Origin of the sequence: Sphingobium sp. B11D3D (genome assembly GCF_025961755.1) — a bacterium.
In the GTDB taxonomy this organism is placed as follows: domain Bacteria; phylum Pseudomonadota; class Alphaproteobacteria; order Sphingomonadales; family Sphingomonadaceae; genus Sphingobium.
The window spans coordinates 3,322,868-3,339,543 of sequence record NZ_JAOQOG010000001.1; the positions used below are offsets into that span (position 1 = coordinate 3,322,868).

Sequence of the window (16,676 nt, forward strand, 5' to 3'; positions counted from 1 at the left end):
GGCGGCCTGAAAGGGGGAGGACAGGACCGCAACCTAGGATGCACTCCCCGGAGCCACTTGCCCGGGCCGGAAAATGATGCTGCCCCTCGCGGTATGCGGCGGCGAGATCAGAAAAAGCGGCCGACCGTCTGGCTATGCTCCACAAAGGGCGGTTCGACGAAATAAGGGCCGGCGAGCGCCCGCCACTGGTGGAAGCCGTCGGACTCCCGGAAGCCGACCATATGGTCTTCGACGCTGTCCCATTCCACGCGCAGGCGATAACGGGCCGGGTCTTCGATCACCCGCTCAAGTGTCATACTGTGTGAGCCCTTGGCGGCCCGCAAAATAGCCGCCGCCTGGGCCACGGCCAGCTCGAAAGCCTCTGCCTTCGCCGGATCGATGGTGAGATGTGCGATTTCGGTGATCATGATCTTCTCTGTCGACGTTGCTGCCAGCGGCCATGACTGCCCATGGCCACCGGCCCGCGCTTATCCGTCGCGGAAGTTCGCTGTGCCTTTCTACGCCCGACGCCTGGTTTGCAGGAGGCCTACAGGCGGGGTGCCAGACATACCGCGACGGGCATCTGCAACTTCCGACCAGGGTAAGTGCCGCCCGGCGGGTCATGTCATCCCGATCCTGCAAAATCACCGTCAGGAACGCGCCGACCATGAGTCCCCAGCAGATCAGCATGAAACAGGTGGCGCTCCTCCATTTCGGGCCGGATGTGTCGGCGCGGTTGGTCGATGATCTTCTCAAGATCGGCTCGAAGTCTGCCCTTATCGTGACGACGCCACCGGTACGCGACGCCGCGGAGCGGGTCGCCGGCCCCTTGCGGGCGCAAGGCTTGCGCACCGAAATCTGGTGCGACAGCGGCAGCGAGCCATCCGTAAGCGACTTCGAGGCCTTGCTGGCGATAGCCCAAAGTCGGGCCGCAGATGCCGTCATCGGCATCGGCGGCGGCAGTTCGATGGATCTTGCGAAACTCGCCGCCGCCCTGCTGGATGGCCGCCAGACGATCGCGGATGTTCAGCGCGACGGCCTGTCCGGCCCGCGCAGATGCTGGCTCGCGTGCATCCCGACCACCGCCGGCACCGGCAGCGAGGTTTCGCCCATTGCCATCCTGCTGGATGAGAATGACCTGCTCAAGAAGGGCGTGGTGAGCGAGCATCTGGTGCCGGATGCCGCCTATATCGACCCGATGCTCACGATGTCGATGCCGCCCGCCGTCACTGCTGCGACCGGGCTAGACGCGCTGACTCATTGCATCGAAGCTTATGCCAACCGCTTTGCCCACCCGGTGATCGATACCTTCGCGTTGGCGGGCGTGCGGCTGGTCTTCCGCAGTTTGCTCAACGCCGTGCGCAATGGCAGCGATGTGCAAGCGCGGACGGACATGGCGCGGGCCAGCTTCTATGGGGGCCTATGCCTTGGCCCGGTGAACACGGCCGCCGTTCATGCGCTGGCTTATCCGCTCGGCGGTGAGTTCCATGTCGCCCACGGCGTGTCGAACGCCATCCTTCTGCCGCACGTCCTCGCCTTCAACCTGCCAGCAGCGGAGGCACGCTATGCCGACATCGCGATGGCGGCTGGCGCGGATGGCAACGGAACGACGGCCGAGATCGCGCGCGCAGGGCTGCGTTTAATCGAAGGATTGTGCCGCGATTGCGGCGTGCCCATGCGCCTCTCCGACCATGGCGTGCCGGCCGATGCGCTGGACCGGATGACGGATAGCGCAATGACCGTCACCCGCTTGCTGGACCGCAATGTGCGCCCCGTCGAATGGCGTGACGCGCGCCAAATCTACGGCGCTGCATTCTGAATCGACATGCGGATAGAAGATAGAAAACAACCGGCTTTGGGAGACGATTTTTGACTGTCCATCACGATGCGCATGATGCTGGCGTTTCCCAAGCAACCGCTGGTCCCACGCTTGGCGCGCCGGCAGATGACACGGACATGCCGACCCGCGGGCAAGCGCATTATTCGCTCTTCGTGCTGACGGTCGTCGTCCTGTTCACGGTCGTGGATCGTCAGGTTCTCGCATTGCTGATCCTGCCCGTGCAGCGCGATTTCGGTATTTCCGATACGCAGGCGGCTCTGTTGCTGGGCGCGGCCTTTTCGCTGACCTATGCAATCGCCGGCCTGCCCATCGCCCGCATCGCGGACACCCGCAACCGCCGCAACATCGTCGCCGCCTGCATCGCTTTCTGGAGCGGTGCCACGATGCTGTGCGGTCTGGCTCAAAACTACACGCATCTGTTCCTCGCGCGCATGGGTATCGGCGCCGGCGAGTCGGGCTATGGCCCGGCGACCTGGTCGATCGTGACGGACTCCTACCCACGGGAAAAGGTGGCCTTTGGAACCGGTGTGCTGTCCATCGGCGCGACGGTGGGCACGGGGCTTGCGCTCTTCATGGGCGGCGCGGTGCTCGCGATGGTCGAACACTTCCCGACGGTTAGCTTGCCCTTCGGCGGCACGATCCGCCCCTGGCAGTGGGCCTTCATCATCGTCGGCGCGCCGGGCCTCATCTGGGCGCTCGTCGTGCTGACCACCAAGGAGCCGGCGCGGCGTGGACTAAAAGGCCGTAAGCTGAAAAGCGTCCCGGTGAAGGATGTCGCCCGCTTCATGCGAGATGACTGGCGCGTCTATCTCGCTGCGATCGGCGGCCTCGCCATGAAGCTGCTGATGGTTATGGGCATCTCGCAATGGATGCCAACGCTCTACCACCGCGAATTCGGCTGGGAGCTGTCCGATGTCGGCATGATCACGGGCGGGATCGCCATGGTCCTCTCGCCCATCGCCCTGCTGCTCGGCGCGCGCGTCTCGGAACGCTGGATGAAGCAGGGGCGCTCCGACGCTAATCTGCGCATCGTCTTCTACGGCCTCTGCGTGTCCGTGCCCTGCTACATCGTCGCGCCGTTGCTGCCCAATCCCTGGATGGTGTTGACGCTTCAATCGGTCGCCATGTTCGTTTCCGCCATGGGCGCCGGCCCCGCTATCGCCGCCTTCCAGCTTGTCACGCCCAACAGCATGCGCGCGCAGGTCAGTTCGGTGAGCCAGTTCTGCACCAATGTTCTGGCCTTTGCGGTGGGCCCGCTCCTCGTCGCGATCCTGACGGACTATCTCTTCCGCGATCCGCAACTGCTCAACTACTCCATCTCGCTCAGCACTGCCCTGCTTGGCCCATTGACCCTTTTGATCACCTGGCAGGGCCTCAAGCCATTCGCCCGCAGCGTCGACCGGATGGCGCTGGAGGCCGGGCAATGAGCGCGCAAGGTCAGACCCACGGAGGAGACCCCGACTGCATGGCCCCGATCGACACGCTCGAAATCATCGACGCGCAAATCCATGAGCCTTTTCCTGCAGTTCGGCTGGACGGGGCAGACATGCACCTGTTGACAAGGATGCAGATCGAACTCGCACGCGAAGCGATGGACGCGATCGGCGTCGACCGGGCGCTCGCGGTCACCGACGACGCGTTTATCGAACTCGCCAGCACCCTCTTCCCGGGGCGCTTTCCGGGGGTCCATACCTTCTTCCCGATCGTCGACGACTTCGGCCCTGCTGTCCGCAAGGTCGCAGCCAATCCCGCCATGGTGGCAGGGCGCGCATTGGTCGGAAACTTCGCGACAGCGGAAATGCGCCCAGAGTTCGATACCGGAAAGTTCGATACCCTTTATGCGGCGGCAGAAGAGGTCGGCCTGCCCATCTTCAACTCCACCCACGGCGGATGCGCGCGCATGGCGGAGATTGCCGAACGGCATCCCACCTTGACGCTGATCATCGACCATATCGGCGTCGCGCAGCACCCCGTGTCGCCGCCCGAGACGATGTCCTGGGCGACCTTCCCCGACCTGCTCGACCTTGCCCGCTACTCCAACATTGCCGTGAAGCTCTGCGGCGCCCCGCTCCTGTCGGAAGAGTCTTACCCGTTCGAGGATCTGTGGCCGCGGCTCGACCAGTTGATTGCCGCGTTCGGAGCGGAGCGGATCATGTGGGCCAGCGATTATACGCGCTTGCGCACGGCCGATCTTCCCCGCGGTGCCCGCCCACGGCGCCGCGGACTGACCTATGCCGAAAGCCTCAACTTTCTGCTGCGGAGCGACCGGCTGAGCCTTGCGGACAAGCGCCTGATTTTCGGCGGCACTGCGACCCGCCTGCTGCGCCTGCCGCCCATCGGCACGGACTGGCCAATGCCCGAGATGCGATGGTAGCGGCATGACCGATGCCGAGACCCTGCTGGCTCAGGTCGAAGAAGCCTGCAAGCGGCTGAAGATCGCCCAGACGACATTCGGGCGGCAGGCTGTCAACGACGGCAAGTTCGTCAGCCGCCTGCAGCAGGGCGGCCGCGTGACGCTCCAGACGGTAGAACGGGTCCACCGCTTCATCGCCGAGCAGGGCGGGCCATCGGCAGCGACGTTGCGATCGGCCATTATCGGTCGCGCCGAGATGAGCGTCGAGCACAGCTTCCGCTTCTACGACAACCGCCAGAAATATCTGATGTTCGTGAACACCTCATCGGAAAAGCAGGTGATCGCCGACCGCGCGTTGCAGCAATTGGCCCTCGCCCAGCCCCGTCCGCCCGCGATCCGCTTGTTTGATGGGGGCGCCGGCGATGGAACCGCACTTACCCGGCTTCTGCGCGGCGCGCACCGCCGTTACGCTTGGCTACCTTTCTACATCGTCGCGAAGGAAATCAGCCTCGAAAACGTGCGACTGATGCTGGAGAAAATGCCCGACAGGTTTCAGGAGCATCCGGCGACGGTGCTGGTCGTCACCAACCTGCCCTATACCGAGGCCCCTTGGCTCAACCCGCGCAATCCTGTGGACGCCAGCCGGATGGTCTGGGAAGAAGTGCCGCTCGATGGGACCACGGCCGGCGATTTCGAGGAGGCGATCGCCGAGCTTCAGCCATTTCTGGAACGCAACTGGCGCGTGCGCCGCAGTGCCGCCACAGGGCGCCCGCTGCATGAAGTCCCCGCCGTCCTCATCCTGTACCGCCGCGACCATCGGTTCGCGCTCGACGCGGTCATTCCACGTCGAGGCCGGGCCAGTGCCGATTTCGACTTCGTACTACTGTCCCAACCCTATAGCGCGCGGGCAGAGCTATCCTTCAAGGCGGAGAAGATCGTCGCGCCGCTCGCCCGCGCGTTGCGCCTGAGCGGGCAGCTGATGGGCGTGCATTCCTTTGGTGACGATCCGGGCATGGAGTTGATTCAGACCATTTGGCCGGACGAAGCCCCCTTCGTCCACAAGCGGCAGATACTGATGGCCGCTGTCCAGGCCGAACTCGGCCGTGACGCGCGCAAATTCCAGCTTCACGATCTATCCGATGAGCGCTCGGTGTTCCGCTATGGTATCCAGACGCTGGATACCGAAATCGATCAGTCGATCGGCTCCTCCACGCTGCTCGCGGCCTGGAATGCCGCCAGCTACGTGGCGCAGATCGAAGACGACCGGCTGTCCGTGGCGATGAACAGCGATCGCTATCTCGAGGCCACCCGCCAGACGCTGCGCAAATATGGCGGGCTGTGGTTCCAGAACGAAGCCTACATCATCTCCCGTCGCGCAGACCTGGGATAGCCATGGAAAGAAGACATATGGATAATCACGCGACCTGCCCATTCTGCCACGCGCGCTGGACACAGGAGATGATTGACCAGCTCGAAAGATTTTCGAGCGCCGGCGGCTGCGCCTGTTGCAGCCTGACGCCAGACCTTGTGGCCCACCAGCCATTGGAGACGCCCAAACGCGACCTGTGCTGCGCGACTTGTGGGAAGGCGATCTACCTCGCGCCGAATCTCATAGGTACCCATATTGAAGAGATTCAGACGCAGCTCAAATCCGATGTAAATCTTTTTTATTTCTGAATATATTTCCATCACAGGAAATATAGATTCATAGTTTCGAAAGATGGGATTTATCCCAACGACGGTGGGAACGAATGTGGTTTACCCACCGACACGGTCGTTCAAAATCAACACCATGGATCAGCCAGCGCGATCATTGCCCGCCTGGACAATGACTGCACGCTTGGCGACACAAAATGGAGAGTATGATGTTGGACGTTCTTTCAGATCTTGTGGCCGGAAAAGCCGGCGTTGGCGATCAACCCGAACAGGGTGCCGATCTGCCTGACACCCTGCCGGTCGTGGACATCTCCAGACTGCAAGGCAGCGCGCGAGACCGTGAGACGCTGATCGCACATCTGAGGAGTGTGCTGCACCGTTTCGGCTTCTTCTACCTTAAGGGTCATGGCGTCGACCCCGCGCTGTGCGCCGCAGCCCTCGCCGTCTCCAAGCAGTTCTTCGCATTGCCGGAGGAAGACAAGCTCGCCATTGAAATGATCAGATCGCCGCATTTCCGGGGCTATTGCCGGGCCGGCATGGAACTGACAGGCGGTAAGCCCGACTGGCGCGAGCAGGTGGATTTCGACCGCGAGGAAGCCCCGCTGCCCACTGGCCCCGACACACCCGCGTGGCATCGCGCCATCGGGCCCAATCAGTGGCCCGATGCCCTGCCGGAGATGCGAGGCATCATTCTGGCCTATCAGGCTGAGGTGACGCGGGTCGGGATCGAAGCCCTCCGCGCGATCGCCCTGGCGCTCGGCCAAGACGAAGATGCCTTTGCGCCCATGTACAAGTCGGGCCCACGCCAGCATCTCAAAATCGTGCGCTATCCCGGTCGCCATCAAGCCACGTCGAAACAGGGCGTCGGCGCCCATAAGGATGGCGGGCTGATCACCATCTTGCTGCAAGACGTGTTGCCGGGGCTGCAGGTCCAGCTTGAGGACGGATCGTGGATCGATGCGCCGCCCGTGCCGGGTACATTCGTCGTGAACACCGGAGAACTGCTTGAACTGGCCACCAACGGCTTCGTCCACGCGGACGTCCATTGCGCGACCTCGCCAGAGCCCGGCACGGCGCGCTATTCCATTCCGTTCTTTCTCGGCGCGAGCCACGAAGGCAGCATCCCCCTGATCGAACTGCCCCCCGAACTCCGCGCAGTCGAACGCGGGGTGAGTTCAGACCCCGACAACCCACTGTTTCGCGACGTCGGCATGAACCACCTCAAGGCGCGCTTGAGATCCCACCCTGATGTAGCAGCACGGTTTTACGCCGATTGTGTGTGATGCTGATGAGCGGCTCTCATTAGAGAGAACAGCTGGCGTCGTCAGACAGAAGAATAAGGCAAGGGGCGCGAGCAGAATGCGATCTGTCTGCCACCTCGTGCCGAAGCCGCGTCAGACCGCGATTGATTCAGCCTGATTCACCCCGAGAATCCTTGCTAAACGATCTCAGATGGATCGCCTCGCAACCGCAACCCACAGCGTGCGCTTCGATTTTAACCGCCGCCGATCTCAGGCTCATGGCGCAAGCCAGCTTCATGAACCAGCGCAGGTCCTCACGGGCCGTTTCGCGCGGTGAAATGTCGGCTATGTTGAACTGTTAAAACTGAGGACAACCCGCGGGCGCGCTGTCCAAGGGTTCTCCTATGACCGGCCCACTGGGGGTCACATGTACCGGGGACCAGTCAAGCCGGGTAGGTCACGCAAAGAGCGACCCCACGCATTGACACTATGCGGAATGCGCATCGCATGACATCTTGATACCATCATGGCACAGAACATTTCAGTTTCGCCAATCAATCGGTCGTGGAACAGTGGCTTTGCCTTGTATCAGGCGGCGACATATGTCGGGACGCCACATCGGCCTGTCATCGTGGCCGCGACCACGAACAGTCAGAGCGAAATCCAGCTCTTTGACTGGCTGGTGCCCGAGCGCTTCGAGGTCATAAGCGGCGGCGGTTCCGACAATCGCGCTGCGAAATTCTGCTTCTACATCGCGAACCGTCCCACCTGGATCGGCCGAGGCGATGGCCAAATACAGGAAATCCCGGAACATAAACTCGTCGTCATCAATACGAACGATCCAATCAGGACGATCAGCCTTGGCGACACGCGGCATCTTACGCTCGTTCTGCCTCACTGGATGGTCGCGCGCCATGTTCCGGAGCCGGTTCATCTGAGCACATCAGCGACCGTCTTGCCCGATGCCAATGGGCTCGCAGCGCGCGACATCATGTTTGCGCTTCGATCATGCATTGGGTTGGCGCAGTTTCCTTCGATCAGCACGAAGCTGGTGGACGGCTTCCTTGATACTCTGCGTCCCGTCAAAGCCGATGACCATAGCCCTGGCTTGCACAAGCGCAGCGCCGATGTGCTGCGCGTTCGCGAGATCATCACACGGAATTTCAGCGATCCCGATTTTTCAGCGGCGGATATTGCGCGCGCGCTCGGGATATCCACGCGTTACCTGCACCTCATCTGTCAGGTTGAAGAGTCACCCGCCCGGATGATCCGGAATTTCCGGCTCCAACAAGCAGAGGCGCTCCTCAAATCGCCAGCCTGGCAGGATAGATCGATCACCGACATTGCGCTGGAGTGTGGCTTCAACAGCAGCAGTCAGTTCAGCACCAGCTTTCGGTCCTATGCCGGGGTTTCGCCACGGCAGTTGCGATATGGCCGCATTGCTTAGACTCAGAACCGACCCGCGCTTCCAAATTTCAAAAATCCACTGCGGAAATCGGAAAGACGGCCTGGCTGCGGCCAATTAAGCCTGCTCGCCACAAAACAACGAAATGAAGAGGGCGAGGATATGTGGAAGGGCTCTGACAGTCTGTCCGGTTTTTGCGTGCTGGCGGCCTTGGTGGCGACGCCGGGGATGGCGCAGACGGGACCGAGCGAACCATCGGCAACGATCGAGGACATTGTCGTCACTGCGCGTCGGACGGCAGAGACGTTGCAGAACGCACCTGTTGCCGTGTCGGTGATCGGCGGCGGCGCCCTCGAGCGGGCCGGCGTCACCGGGTTGACGGACCTGCAGAGCCGGCTGCCCGCTGTGGAATTCCAGACAGCGACGAGCACGCCGATCGTCACCGTGCGCGGTGTTGGCACGTTCAGCACGCAGGCCGGTGTCGATTCCGCCATAGCCTATACGGTCGATGGCATCTTTCTGGCCCATCCCCAGGCATATCCCCCGGTTCTGGTCGACATCGCGCGCGTGGAGTCTCTGCGTGGACCGCAGGGCACGCTCTATGGCCGCAACTCAAATGGCGGCGCGATCAACTTCCTGACCAACGAACCGGTGCTGGGGCAAGTGCAGGCAAATATCGCGCTGACTGCGGGCAATTATGCGACCTTCGGTTCCGAGGCGATGCTGAACGTGCCCGTGGGTGAAAAGGCCGCGATCCGTTTCGCGTTCGGCTCAAACAGGCGCGATGGCTTCTACCCCGATGGGTATAGCAATGCCGCTGATTGGGTCGGGCGCGCGCGTCTAATGGTCCAGCCCAGCGATCAACTAAGGATCGTCCTGAGTGCCGACCGCTCCAAGCTGAGCAACGATGGCGCGGGTTGGGACTATTGCCCGCCCAACACCACCAGCGCTTTGTGCGCCGGCCGCTCTTTCCGCCCCTATACCGGGCTGAGCGGACGCAACCTCGCGGATTTCAATCATAGCGATAGCTGGTCGGTCTATAATCAGATTGATCTCACGCTCCCCTGGGCTACGCTCACCTCGCTCACTGGCTACCGCGACAACGACTTCCTCGCCCGGCAGACGCAGGTGCTCGGCACGTCGTCCTCAGGTTTTATCCAGGGTGTGCGCAGCAAATTGTTCACGCAGGAGCTGCGCCTCGCATCGCCTGCCCAGTCGCCTTTCAAATGGCTCCTCGGCGGCTTTTACGCACGCGAGACCGGGCCTGCTTCACAGACCTTCAATCAGGACGAAATCCCCTACTTCTCCAGCGATCCTCATCTGGTGACGACCTCGAAAGCGGTGTTCGGCGAAGTCACCGTGCCCCTCGCCTCCATGCTGCGGGTCATCGGCGGGCTGCGCTATACCGACGAGGAGAAGTCCGCGACGGGTGTGGTGCGCACCATCTCGCCGACCTCCACCACCGAACTGCCGATCCTGCAGAATTTTCGGACCCGCAAATGGACCTGGAAAGCCGGGGCAGAGCTCGATCTGGCCGAGACGTCGCTGGTCTACGCGACGGTCAGCACCGGCTTCAAATCGGGCGGCATCAATCAGGTTCCGCAATTGCCCGGCTTCACCGGCTCCTACCGACCGGAGACGATTACTGCCTATCAATTGGGGTCGAAGAACCGCCTGCTCGGCAACCGCCTCCAGATCAACGGCGAAGTCTTCTATTATGATTACAAGGATTTCCAGGCGCTGCAGGTGATCCGCGACGCCGCCATTCCCGGCTTCTTCATCCAGACGACCAATTCGCAGAAATCATCGATGTACGGCGGCGAGCTGGAGGCCGAGGTCGCCGTTTCCTCCGCGGGTCGCCTGTCGCTGGCGGCCACCTGGCTCCATGCCCGCTTTGATACCTATATCATTGGCGCGACCAACCTGTCGGGCAAGCAGATCCAGGCCGCGCCCGATTTCACGCTAGGTGGCGCCTACGAGCACCGGTTCGATTTCGACAGCGGCGCCCGCCTGACCTTCGGCATCGACAGCAAATATGTGACGGGCCATTTCGTGGCCAACAGCAACGCCCCCGGCTCCTATCAGGATGGCTATTTGCGCTCCAATGCGAGCTTGACCTTCGAAACCCCCAATCGCGCGTGGCAGATCTCGGCGTTCGTCAGGAACATTGAGGACAAGGCGCAGATCGCGGCCTTCCAGCCGTCCGCAAATGGCGACTTGGTGTTGCTCAATCCGCCGCGCACCTTCGGCGCGACGGTCAAATGGCGCTACTGATCGTGGCAGGCCAGCTATCATCGATGCGAGGCGCAACCGCATGACGGATCAGTCCTCCCTCCTCTTCGACCAGTTCACTTTGAAAGGGCGGCAACTCGCCAATCGCTTCGTCCTCCCCGGCATGCAACGCGGATGGAGCGTCGACGGCGCGCCGACCGATACGCTCACCGATTACTACGTGCGGCGCGTGAAGGGTGGCGCGGGCCTTATCATCACGGAGTCGGTCGCGGTCGATCACCCCAGCGCGACACGGTCGGCTGTTTTCAGCCGGTTGGACGAAGGCACGTTCGAGGCCTGGCGACAGTGCGTTGGGGCAGTGCGCGCTGCAGGCGGGCACATTCTCCTGCAACTCTGGCATGAGGGCGCAGTGCGCAAGGATGAGGATCTGGGAGACGGGGTGGTCGTCACGCCGACACTCAGCCCATCCGGATTGATGGCGGCGGACCGACCGCGTGGTCGGGCGGCGACGCTTGAGGACCTGGAGGAAATCAAACAGGCCTTCGTTCGCTCCGCGCTTCTCGCGCAAAAGGCTGGGGCAGACGGCATAGAACTGCACGGCGCGCACGGCTATTTTCTCGATCAGTTTCTGTGGGAGCAAACCAACCGCCGCTCGGATCGCTATGGTGGCCAGTCGCTGCCCGAGCGGGCGCGCTATCCTGCCGAAATTGCGCGAAGCGTACGTGCAGCCTGCGGGGAAGATTTTATCATCTCCTTTCGCTTTTCCCAGTGGAAGGAGATCGATCTCAATGCGCGGATCGCCGAGACGCCAGAGGAGCTGGCGTTATTCGTCTCGCTGCTGCGGGACTCAGGAGTCGATATTCTCCACGTGTCGACGCGACGTTTCTGGGAGGCTGCCTGGCCGGAGAGCGACAAGACGCTGGCCGCTTGGGTCAGGCAACTGAGCGGACTCCCGGTAATCGCCGTGGGCAGCGTCGGCCTGAGCACCGACATCATGGAAACGGCTCAGGGCCTGGAATCGCAATCCGATGCACAGGCGAGCATCACCCTTCTAGACCAGGGTCTGCAGCGGGGCGACTTCGACCTCGTCGCTGTCGGGCGCGGGCAGATCAGCGACCCCGAATGGGTCAACAAGGTGCAGGAGCAGCGTTATGGTGACATCATCGCCTTTTCCCGCAAAGCGCTCGGCAAGCTTGATGGGGAAACGGACCATATGGAGGGTGTGCCCCCAAAGGCCTGAGCGACACATCGGCATGGCGGATATCGGGATAAGGGTTGGGACGAGGCAATGAACTCTGGCAGGCCAGCCGAATTAGCGGTGGATGAGGCGGTCGATCTGAAGGGGGGGACCAGCCGCCCAGATGTCACGCGTGCCTCATGGATCGCGCTCTCCATCCTGCTGCTCGTCTATCTGCTCAACAATCTCGATCGGTTCATCCTCTCGATCCTCGCCCAGCCGATCAAGGAAGAGTTGCGCCTCGCGGACTGGCAGCTTGGCCTGCTCACCGGCTTTGCCTTCAGTCTCCTGTATGTCGTCGTCGGATTTCCGATGGCGCGCCTGTCCGACCGGGGAAACCGGACGTTGATCCTGTCCCTCTGCGTGGCCTTCTGGTCGATCATGACCGCGCTGTGCGGCCTCGCGACAAGTTTCGTGCAGCTTTGCCTGTTCAGAGCCGGTGTCGGTGTCGGTGAAGCGGCTTGCCTGCCCGCTTCACACTCGTTGATCAGTGATCTCTTTCCGCCGGAGGCGCGAACGCGCGCGATGTCGATCTTCGGGCTGGGCCTGCCGCTGGGCGGGTTTGCCGGCGTCGTGATCGGTGGCTTCGTCATGGACCATTGGGGATGGCGCAGCGCGATGCTGATCGTGGGTCTGCCCGGCCTGCTGGTAGCCTTGCTGACCTGGATGGTTATCAAGGAGCCCGAACGGGGCCGCTTTGAGCGGGCATCCGCGCGGACGTTGCCCAGCGCCGGGTCCCTGATCGAAGTTGCGATGGCGCTATGGAAATCGCCCATTGCTCGGAATGTGATCATTGCTCTGACGGCTGCGGGACTGGTCGGCGCGCCCAATGTCACCTTCATGGGCCCCTATATGATCCGCCGCTTCGACCTGGGCTACACGGAACTGGGCGTGATCATCGCGCTGACCTTCATGCTCGGATCGGCCATATCGACACTGGGAGGCGGGCTCATCGTCCATTGGGCATCCCGCTTTGACGACCGCTGGATCATGTGGGTGCCTGCCATCGGCGTTGCGCTCAGCGCGCCATTATATGTCGCGGCTTATGCGCAAAGCAGCTGGCAGGGCCTCGCGGCGATCCTGTTTCTCGCATCCGTCGTCAACTCGACCTATCTCGCGCCTTCCTACGCCATGCTGCACAGTACGGTCGGGCCGAACGGCCGGGCGACTGCATCGGTCATCGCGAGCTTCTGCCTCAGTCTGATCGCGATGGGTTTTGGTCCACTGCTTGCCGGCATGGGGATCGATCTGCTGGCAGCTCATCTCTTCAGCGTCCTTGAGCAAGGTGGTTTTTCGAGCGCGTGCCCCGGCGGTGCGGCCGCCGCCGGGAGCGGCCCGGAACTGGCCAGCGCATGCCGCTCCGCGACATCCCAGGCCACGCAATGGGTGATCATGGGATGCCTCGCAGCGATGGTGTGGCCCGCCTGGCATTTCTTCCTTGCGGCGCGTCACATGACCATTCGGACCACCTCAAATGCACATCATTCGCGCGTCTGACTAACCGGCTTTGACAAGAGCGGGTGACGCTTGTCCGAGGTCATCGGATGACCGCGCCGCCGGACAGCGCGTTGTCCAAAGCGGGCATAGAGTGTCGGAAGAACGAACAGTGTCAGCAGCGTTGCGGATGTCAGGCCGCCGATCACCACGGTCGCCAGCGGCTTCTGGACCTCGGCTCCGGAGCCGCTGGCAAACGCCATGGGCACAAAGCCCAGGCTTGCGACCAGCGCAGTCATGGCGACCGGCCGCAGGCGTTGGATCGCGCCTGTTCGTGCTGCCTCGGCGCGGCTCATGCCCTTGCCGATCAGATCCTGAATGGAGCTGACCATGACCAGCCCGTTCAACACCGCGATTCCCGACAGCGCGATGAACCCCACCGCCGCCGAGATCGAGAAGTCCATCCCGCGCAGGAAGAGCAGCAACACGCCGCCGACGAGCGCGAAGGGCACGCCGGTAAACACGATCGCCGCGTCCCGAACATTGCCGAGCGCACCGTAGAGCAGCAACAGGATGATGACGAAGCAGCCCGGCACGACAAGTTTCAGCCGCTCGCTTGCCGAAGCGAGATTCTCGAACTGCCCGCCCCACTCGAGATAACTGCCCGCAGGCAAGCGCACCTCGTTCGCAATCGCTGCCTGAGCGTCTGCAACGACACTGCCCACATCGCGGCCCCGGACGTTGGCCTGGACAACGACGCGGCGTTTGCCGTTCTCGCGGCTGATCTGGTTTGGCCCGTCGACCACCGCAATCGTCGCCACACTCGACAGGGGGACATAGGCGCCCCCAGCGACCGGCACCTGAATCTGGGCCAGTGCGCCAAGGTCGGCACGTTGGGCCTCGGAAAGGCGGATGACCACCGGGAAGCGTCGATCACCCTCGAAGATCATGCCTGACGTGCGGCCGCCGATCGTGGCGGTGATGGTGTCCTGCACGTCCTGCGCCGTCACGCCGAGCCGCGCCATCGCATCGCGATTGACGCGGATGTCGAGCATCGGCAGGCCCGTTGTCTGCTCGACCTTTACGTCGGTCGCGCCTTCCGTCCTCCGCAGAACCGAAGCGGCCTGCTCGGCTACCCGGTTCATCGATGCGAAATCGTCACCGAAAACCTTGACCGCGACATCGCCGCGGACGCCGGCAATCAGCTCGTTAAAGCGCATCTGGATGGGCTGAGTGATCTCATAGGCGTTTCCGGGAATCTTCCCCAACTCGCCTTCCAGACGCTCCACGAGTTCCGCCTTGGTCAGGCGGGGATCGGGCCACTCGTCTTGTGGCTTGAGGATCACGAACATGTCCGTGGCATTGGGCGGCATCGGGTCGGATGCCAGTTCCGCCGTGCCTGTCTTGGAGAAGACGAACTTCACCTCCTTTTGACGCGACATCATCTGCTCGAGCGGCGCCTGCATCGCCTGGCTTTGCTGGACCGATGTCGCAGGGATCCGCAGGGCCTGGATCAGGATGTCGCCTTCATCGAGCTGCGGCAGGAACACCTGCCCCAGCGAGAGGAATGCCGCCGCCGCGATCGCAAGGCTTCCAAGCGCCGCTCCGATGGTGAACGAAGGCATCTTCATCGCCCGATCGAGGCCCGGTTCGTACCGCGCCTTCAACCAGGAGATGATCCGGCCATCCTTTTCCTCAACCTTCTTGGAAAGCCAGATCGCGATCATCGCCGGCACGAAGGTCAACGACAGGATGAAGGCGAAGGCGAGCGCGATGATGACCGTGAGCGCCATCGGCACGAAGGTCTTGCCTTCCACCCCGGTGAGCGTGAGCAGTGGCACGTAGACCAGAATGATGATCGCCTGACCGTACACAGAGGGACGGATCATTTCGCGCGCGGCGCTCGCAACATTGCCGAGCCGCTCCTGCACTGTGAGCAGGCGCCCCTCATGATGCTGTTGTTCGGCAATACGCCTGAGCGCATTCTCAACGATGATGACGGCGCCATCGACGATAAGGCCGAAGTCGAGCGCGCCAAGGCTCATCAGATTGGCTGAGACGCCGACGCGCAGCATTCCGAAACCGGTCAGCACCATCGTGATCGGGATGACCAGCGCTGCGATCAGGGCCGCCCGGAAGTTGCCGAGCAACAGGAACAGGATGACGATGACCAGAAGCGCGCCTTCGCTGAGATTCTTTGCGACCGTCTTGATCGTTGAGTTCACGAGGACCGTCCGATCCAGCACCGGCTGAATGACGACGTCGGGGGGCAGGGATGCGTTGATCTCCTGCAGCCTGTCGGCAACCGCGGTCGCCACGGTGCGACTGTTTTCACCGATCCGCATGATCGCCGTGCCAACCACCACTTCGGTGCCGTTCTCCGAGGCTGATCCCATCCGAACCGCCTGTCCGGTCTGCACCGTGGCGACCTGATCAAGCGTGATCGGCACGCCTTCGCGGGTGGCGATGACTATCCGCGCCAATTCCGCTTCGTTGCGGATCAGCGCGTCCGATATGACCGCGAGACCTTCGCCCCCGCGATTGACGAACCCGCCCCCGACGCTGGAGTTGTTGCGCTCGAGCGCCGTGCCGAGGTCGGTCAGGGTTAGCCCCATTGATGCCAGTTTCTGGACATTGGGCACGACGAGATATTGTTTGGCGTAGCCGCCGATCGAATCGATGCCGGCGACGCCGGGCACGTTCTTGAGGAGCGGCGTGACGATCCAGTCCTGCGTGGTGCGCAGATAGGTGGCCTTATCGGCCTCGCTCGTCAGCCGTTGCCCTTCGGGCGTGATGTAGCTGCCGTCTGGCTGCTGGCCAGGCTCGCCGGGCCGATGCTTGTCGTCCGCCCGATGGTCGAGCCGGACGGTCCACATATAAACCTCGCCAAGCCCCGTCGCGATCGGCCCCATTTCAGGGCTGACGCCGCCGGGCAGGCTCTCTTTCACGCTTTCAAGGCGTTCGCCGACCTGTTGACGCGCGAAATAGATGTCGGTTGCGTCGGTGAACACGGCCGTGACCTGGGCAAAGCCATTGCGGCTCAGCGAACGGGTGTACTCAAGACCCGGAATACCGGCGAGCGCCGTTTCGATCGGAAACGACACCTGCTTCTCGACCAGTTCAGGCGAGAGCGCGGGCGCACGGACGTTGATCTGCACCTGATTGTTGGTGATGTCCGGCACGGCGTCGATCGGCAGGCGGGACAAAGAAAAGGCGCCTATGACGGCGGCGACGGCGGTGAGAGCGAGGACAAGCCATCGCTGCTCCACCGCCCATGTGACGATGCGGGCGATCATGGT

At 62.6% G+C, this 16,676-nt stretch carries 12 protein-coding genes; 10 read left to right on the top strand and 2 right to left on the bottom strand.

Going from position 1 to position 16,676, the window contains the following annotated elements:
- Positions 1 to 107: 107 nt before the first annotated feature.
- Complete coding sequence (locus M2334_RS15505) at positions 108 to 407, bottom strand: antibiotic biosynthesis monooxygenase family protein (RefSeq protein WP_264574298.1); 300 nt, start codon at positions 405 to 407, stop codon at positions 108 to 110.
- Positions 408 to 646: 239 nt separating this feature from the next.
- On the opposite strand from M2334_RS15505, the gene M2334_RS15510 reads away from it, so the two are divergent.
- From M2334_RS15510 to M2334_RS15555, 10 genes are all read left to right on the top strand, one after another.
- The gene (locus M2334_RS15510; protein ID WP_264605889.1) at positions 647 to 1,798 is read left to right on the top strand and encodes an iron-containing alcohol dehydrogenase; all 1,152 of its coding nucleotides are present in this window, start codon (positions 647 to 649) and stop codon (positions 1,796 to 1,798) included.
- 50 nt (positions 1,799 to 1,848) lie between these two features.
- Positions 1,849 to 3,246 carry a spinster family MFS transporter gene (locus M2334_RS15515; protein ID WP_264605890.1) on the top strand — a complete coding sequence of 466 codons (1,398 nt, stop codon included), beginning with the start codon at positions 1,849 to 1,851 and terminating at the stop codon, positions 3,244 to 3,246.
- Between the two features lie 38 nt (positions 3,247 to 3,284).
- Positions 3,285 to 4,193: an amidohydrolase family protein gene (locus tag M2334_RS15520; protein WP_264605891.1), complete on the top strand. Its 909-nt coding sequence runs from the start codon at positions 3,285 to 3,287 to the stop codon at positions 4,191 to 4,193.
- A 4-nt stretch (positions 4,194 to 4,197) separates the two neighbouring features.
- On the top strand, positions 4,198 to 5,562 hold the full coding sequence (locus M2334_RS15525; protein WP_264575525.1) for a hypothetical protein: 1,365 nt from the start codon (positions 4,198 to 4,200) through the stop codon (positions 5,560 to 5,562).
- Positions 5,563 to 5,579: 17 nt separating this feature from the next.
- Positions 5,580 to 5,849 carry a hypothetical protein gene (locus tag M2334_RS15530; protein ID WP_264605892.1) on the top strand — a complete coding sequence of 90 codons (270 nt, stop codon included), beginning with the start codon at positions 5,580 to 5,582 and terminating at the stop codon, positions 5,847 to 5,849.
- Positions 5,850 to 6,037: 188 nt separating this feature from the next.
- Positions 6,038 to 7,111, top strand: a complete 1,074-nt coding sequence (locus M2334_RS15535) for an isopenicillin N synthase family dioxygenase (protein WP_264605893.1) — start codon at positions 6,038 to 6,040, stop codon at positions 7,109 to 7,111.
- 484 nt (positions 7,112 to 7,595) lie between these two features.
- Complete coding sequence (locus M2334_RS15540; RefSeq protein ID WP_264595252.1) at positions 7,596 to 8,516, top strand: helix-turn-helix transcriptional regulator; 921 nt, start codon at positions 7,596 to 7,598, stop codon at positions 8,514 to 8,516.
- A 120-nt stretch (positions 8,517 to 8,636) separates the two neighbouring features.
- Positions 8,637 to 10,748 carry a TonB-dependent receptor gene (locus M2334_RS15545; protein WP_264605894.1) on the top strand — a complete coding sequence of 704 codons (2,112 nt, stop codon included), beginning with the start codon at positions 8,637 to 8,639 and terminating at the stop codon, positions 10,746 to 10,748.
- Positions 10,749 to 10,788: 40 nt separating this feature from the next.
- Positions 10,789 to 11,946 (top strand): 12-oxophytodienoate reductase, encoded by a 1,158-nt coding sequence (locus tag M2334_RS15550; RefSeq protein ID WP_264605895.1) that lies wholly within the window; start codon positions 10,789 to 10,791, stop codon positions 11,944 to 11,946.
- Between the two features lie 48 nt (positions 11,947 to 11,994).
- Complete coding sequence (locus tag M2334_RS15555) at positions 11,995 to 13,440, top strand: spinster family MFS transporter (RefSeq protein ID WP_264605896.1); 1,446 nt, start codon at positions 11,995 to 11,997, stop codon at positions 13,438 to 13,440.
- Here the strand turns inward: M2334_RS15555 and M2334_RS15560 are convergent.
- Positions 13,425 to 16,673, bottom strand: a complete 3,249-nt coding sequence (locus M2334_RS15560) for an efflux RND transporter permease subunit (RefSeq protein ID WP_264605897.1) — start codon at positions 16,671 to 16,673, stop codon at positions 13,425 to 13,427. The two genes, M2334_RS15555 and M2334_RS15560, sit on opposite strands and share 16 nt — an antisense overlap.
- Positions 16,674 to 16,676 lie beyond the last annotated feature (3 nt).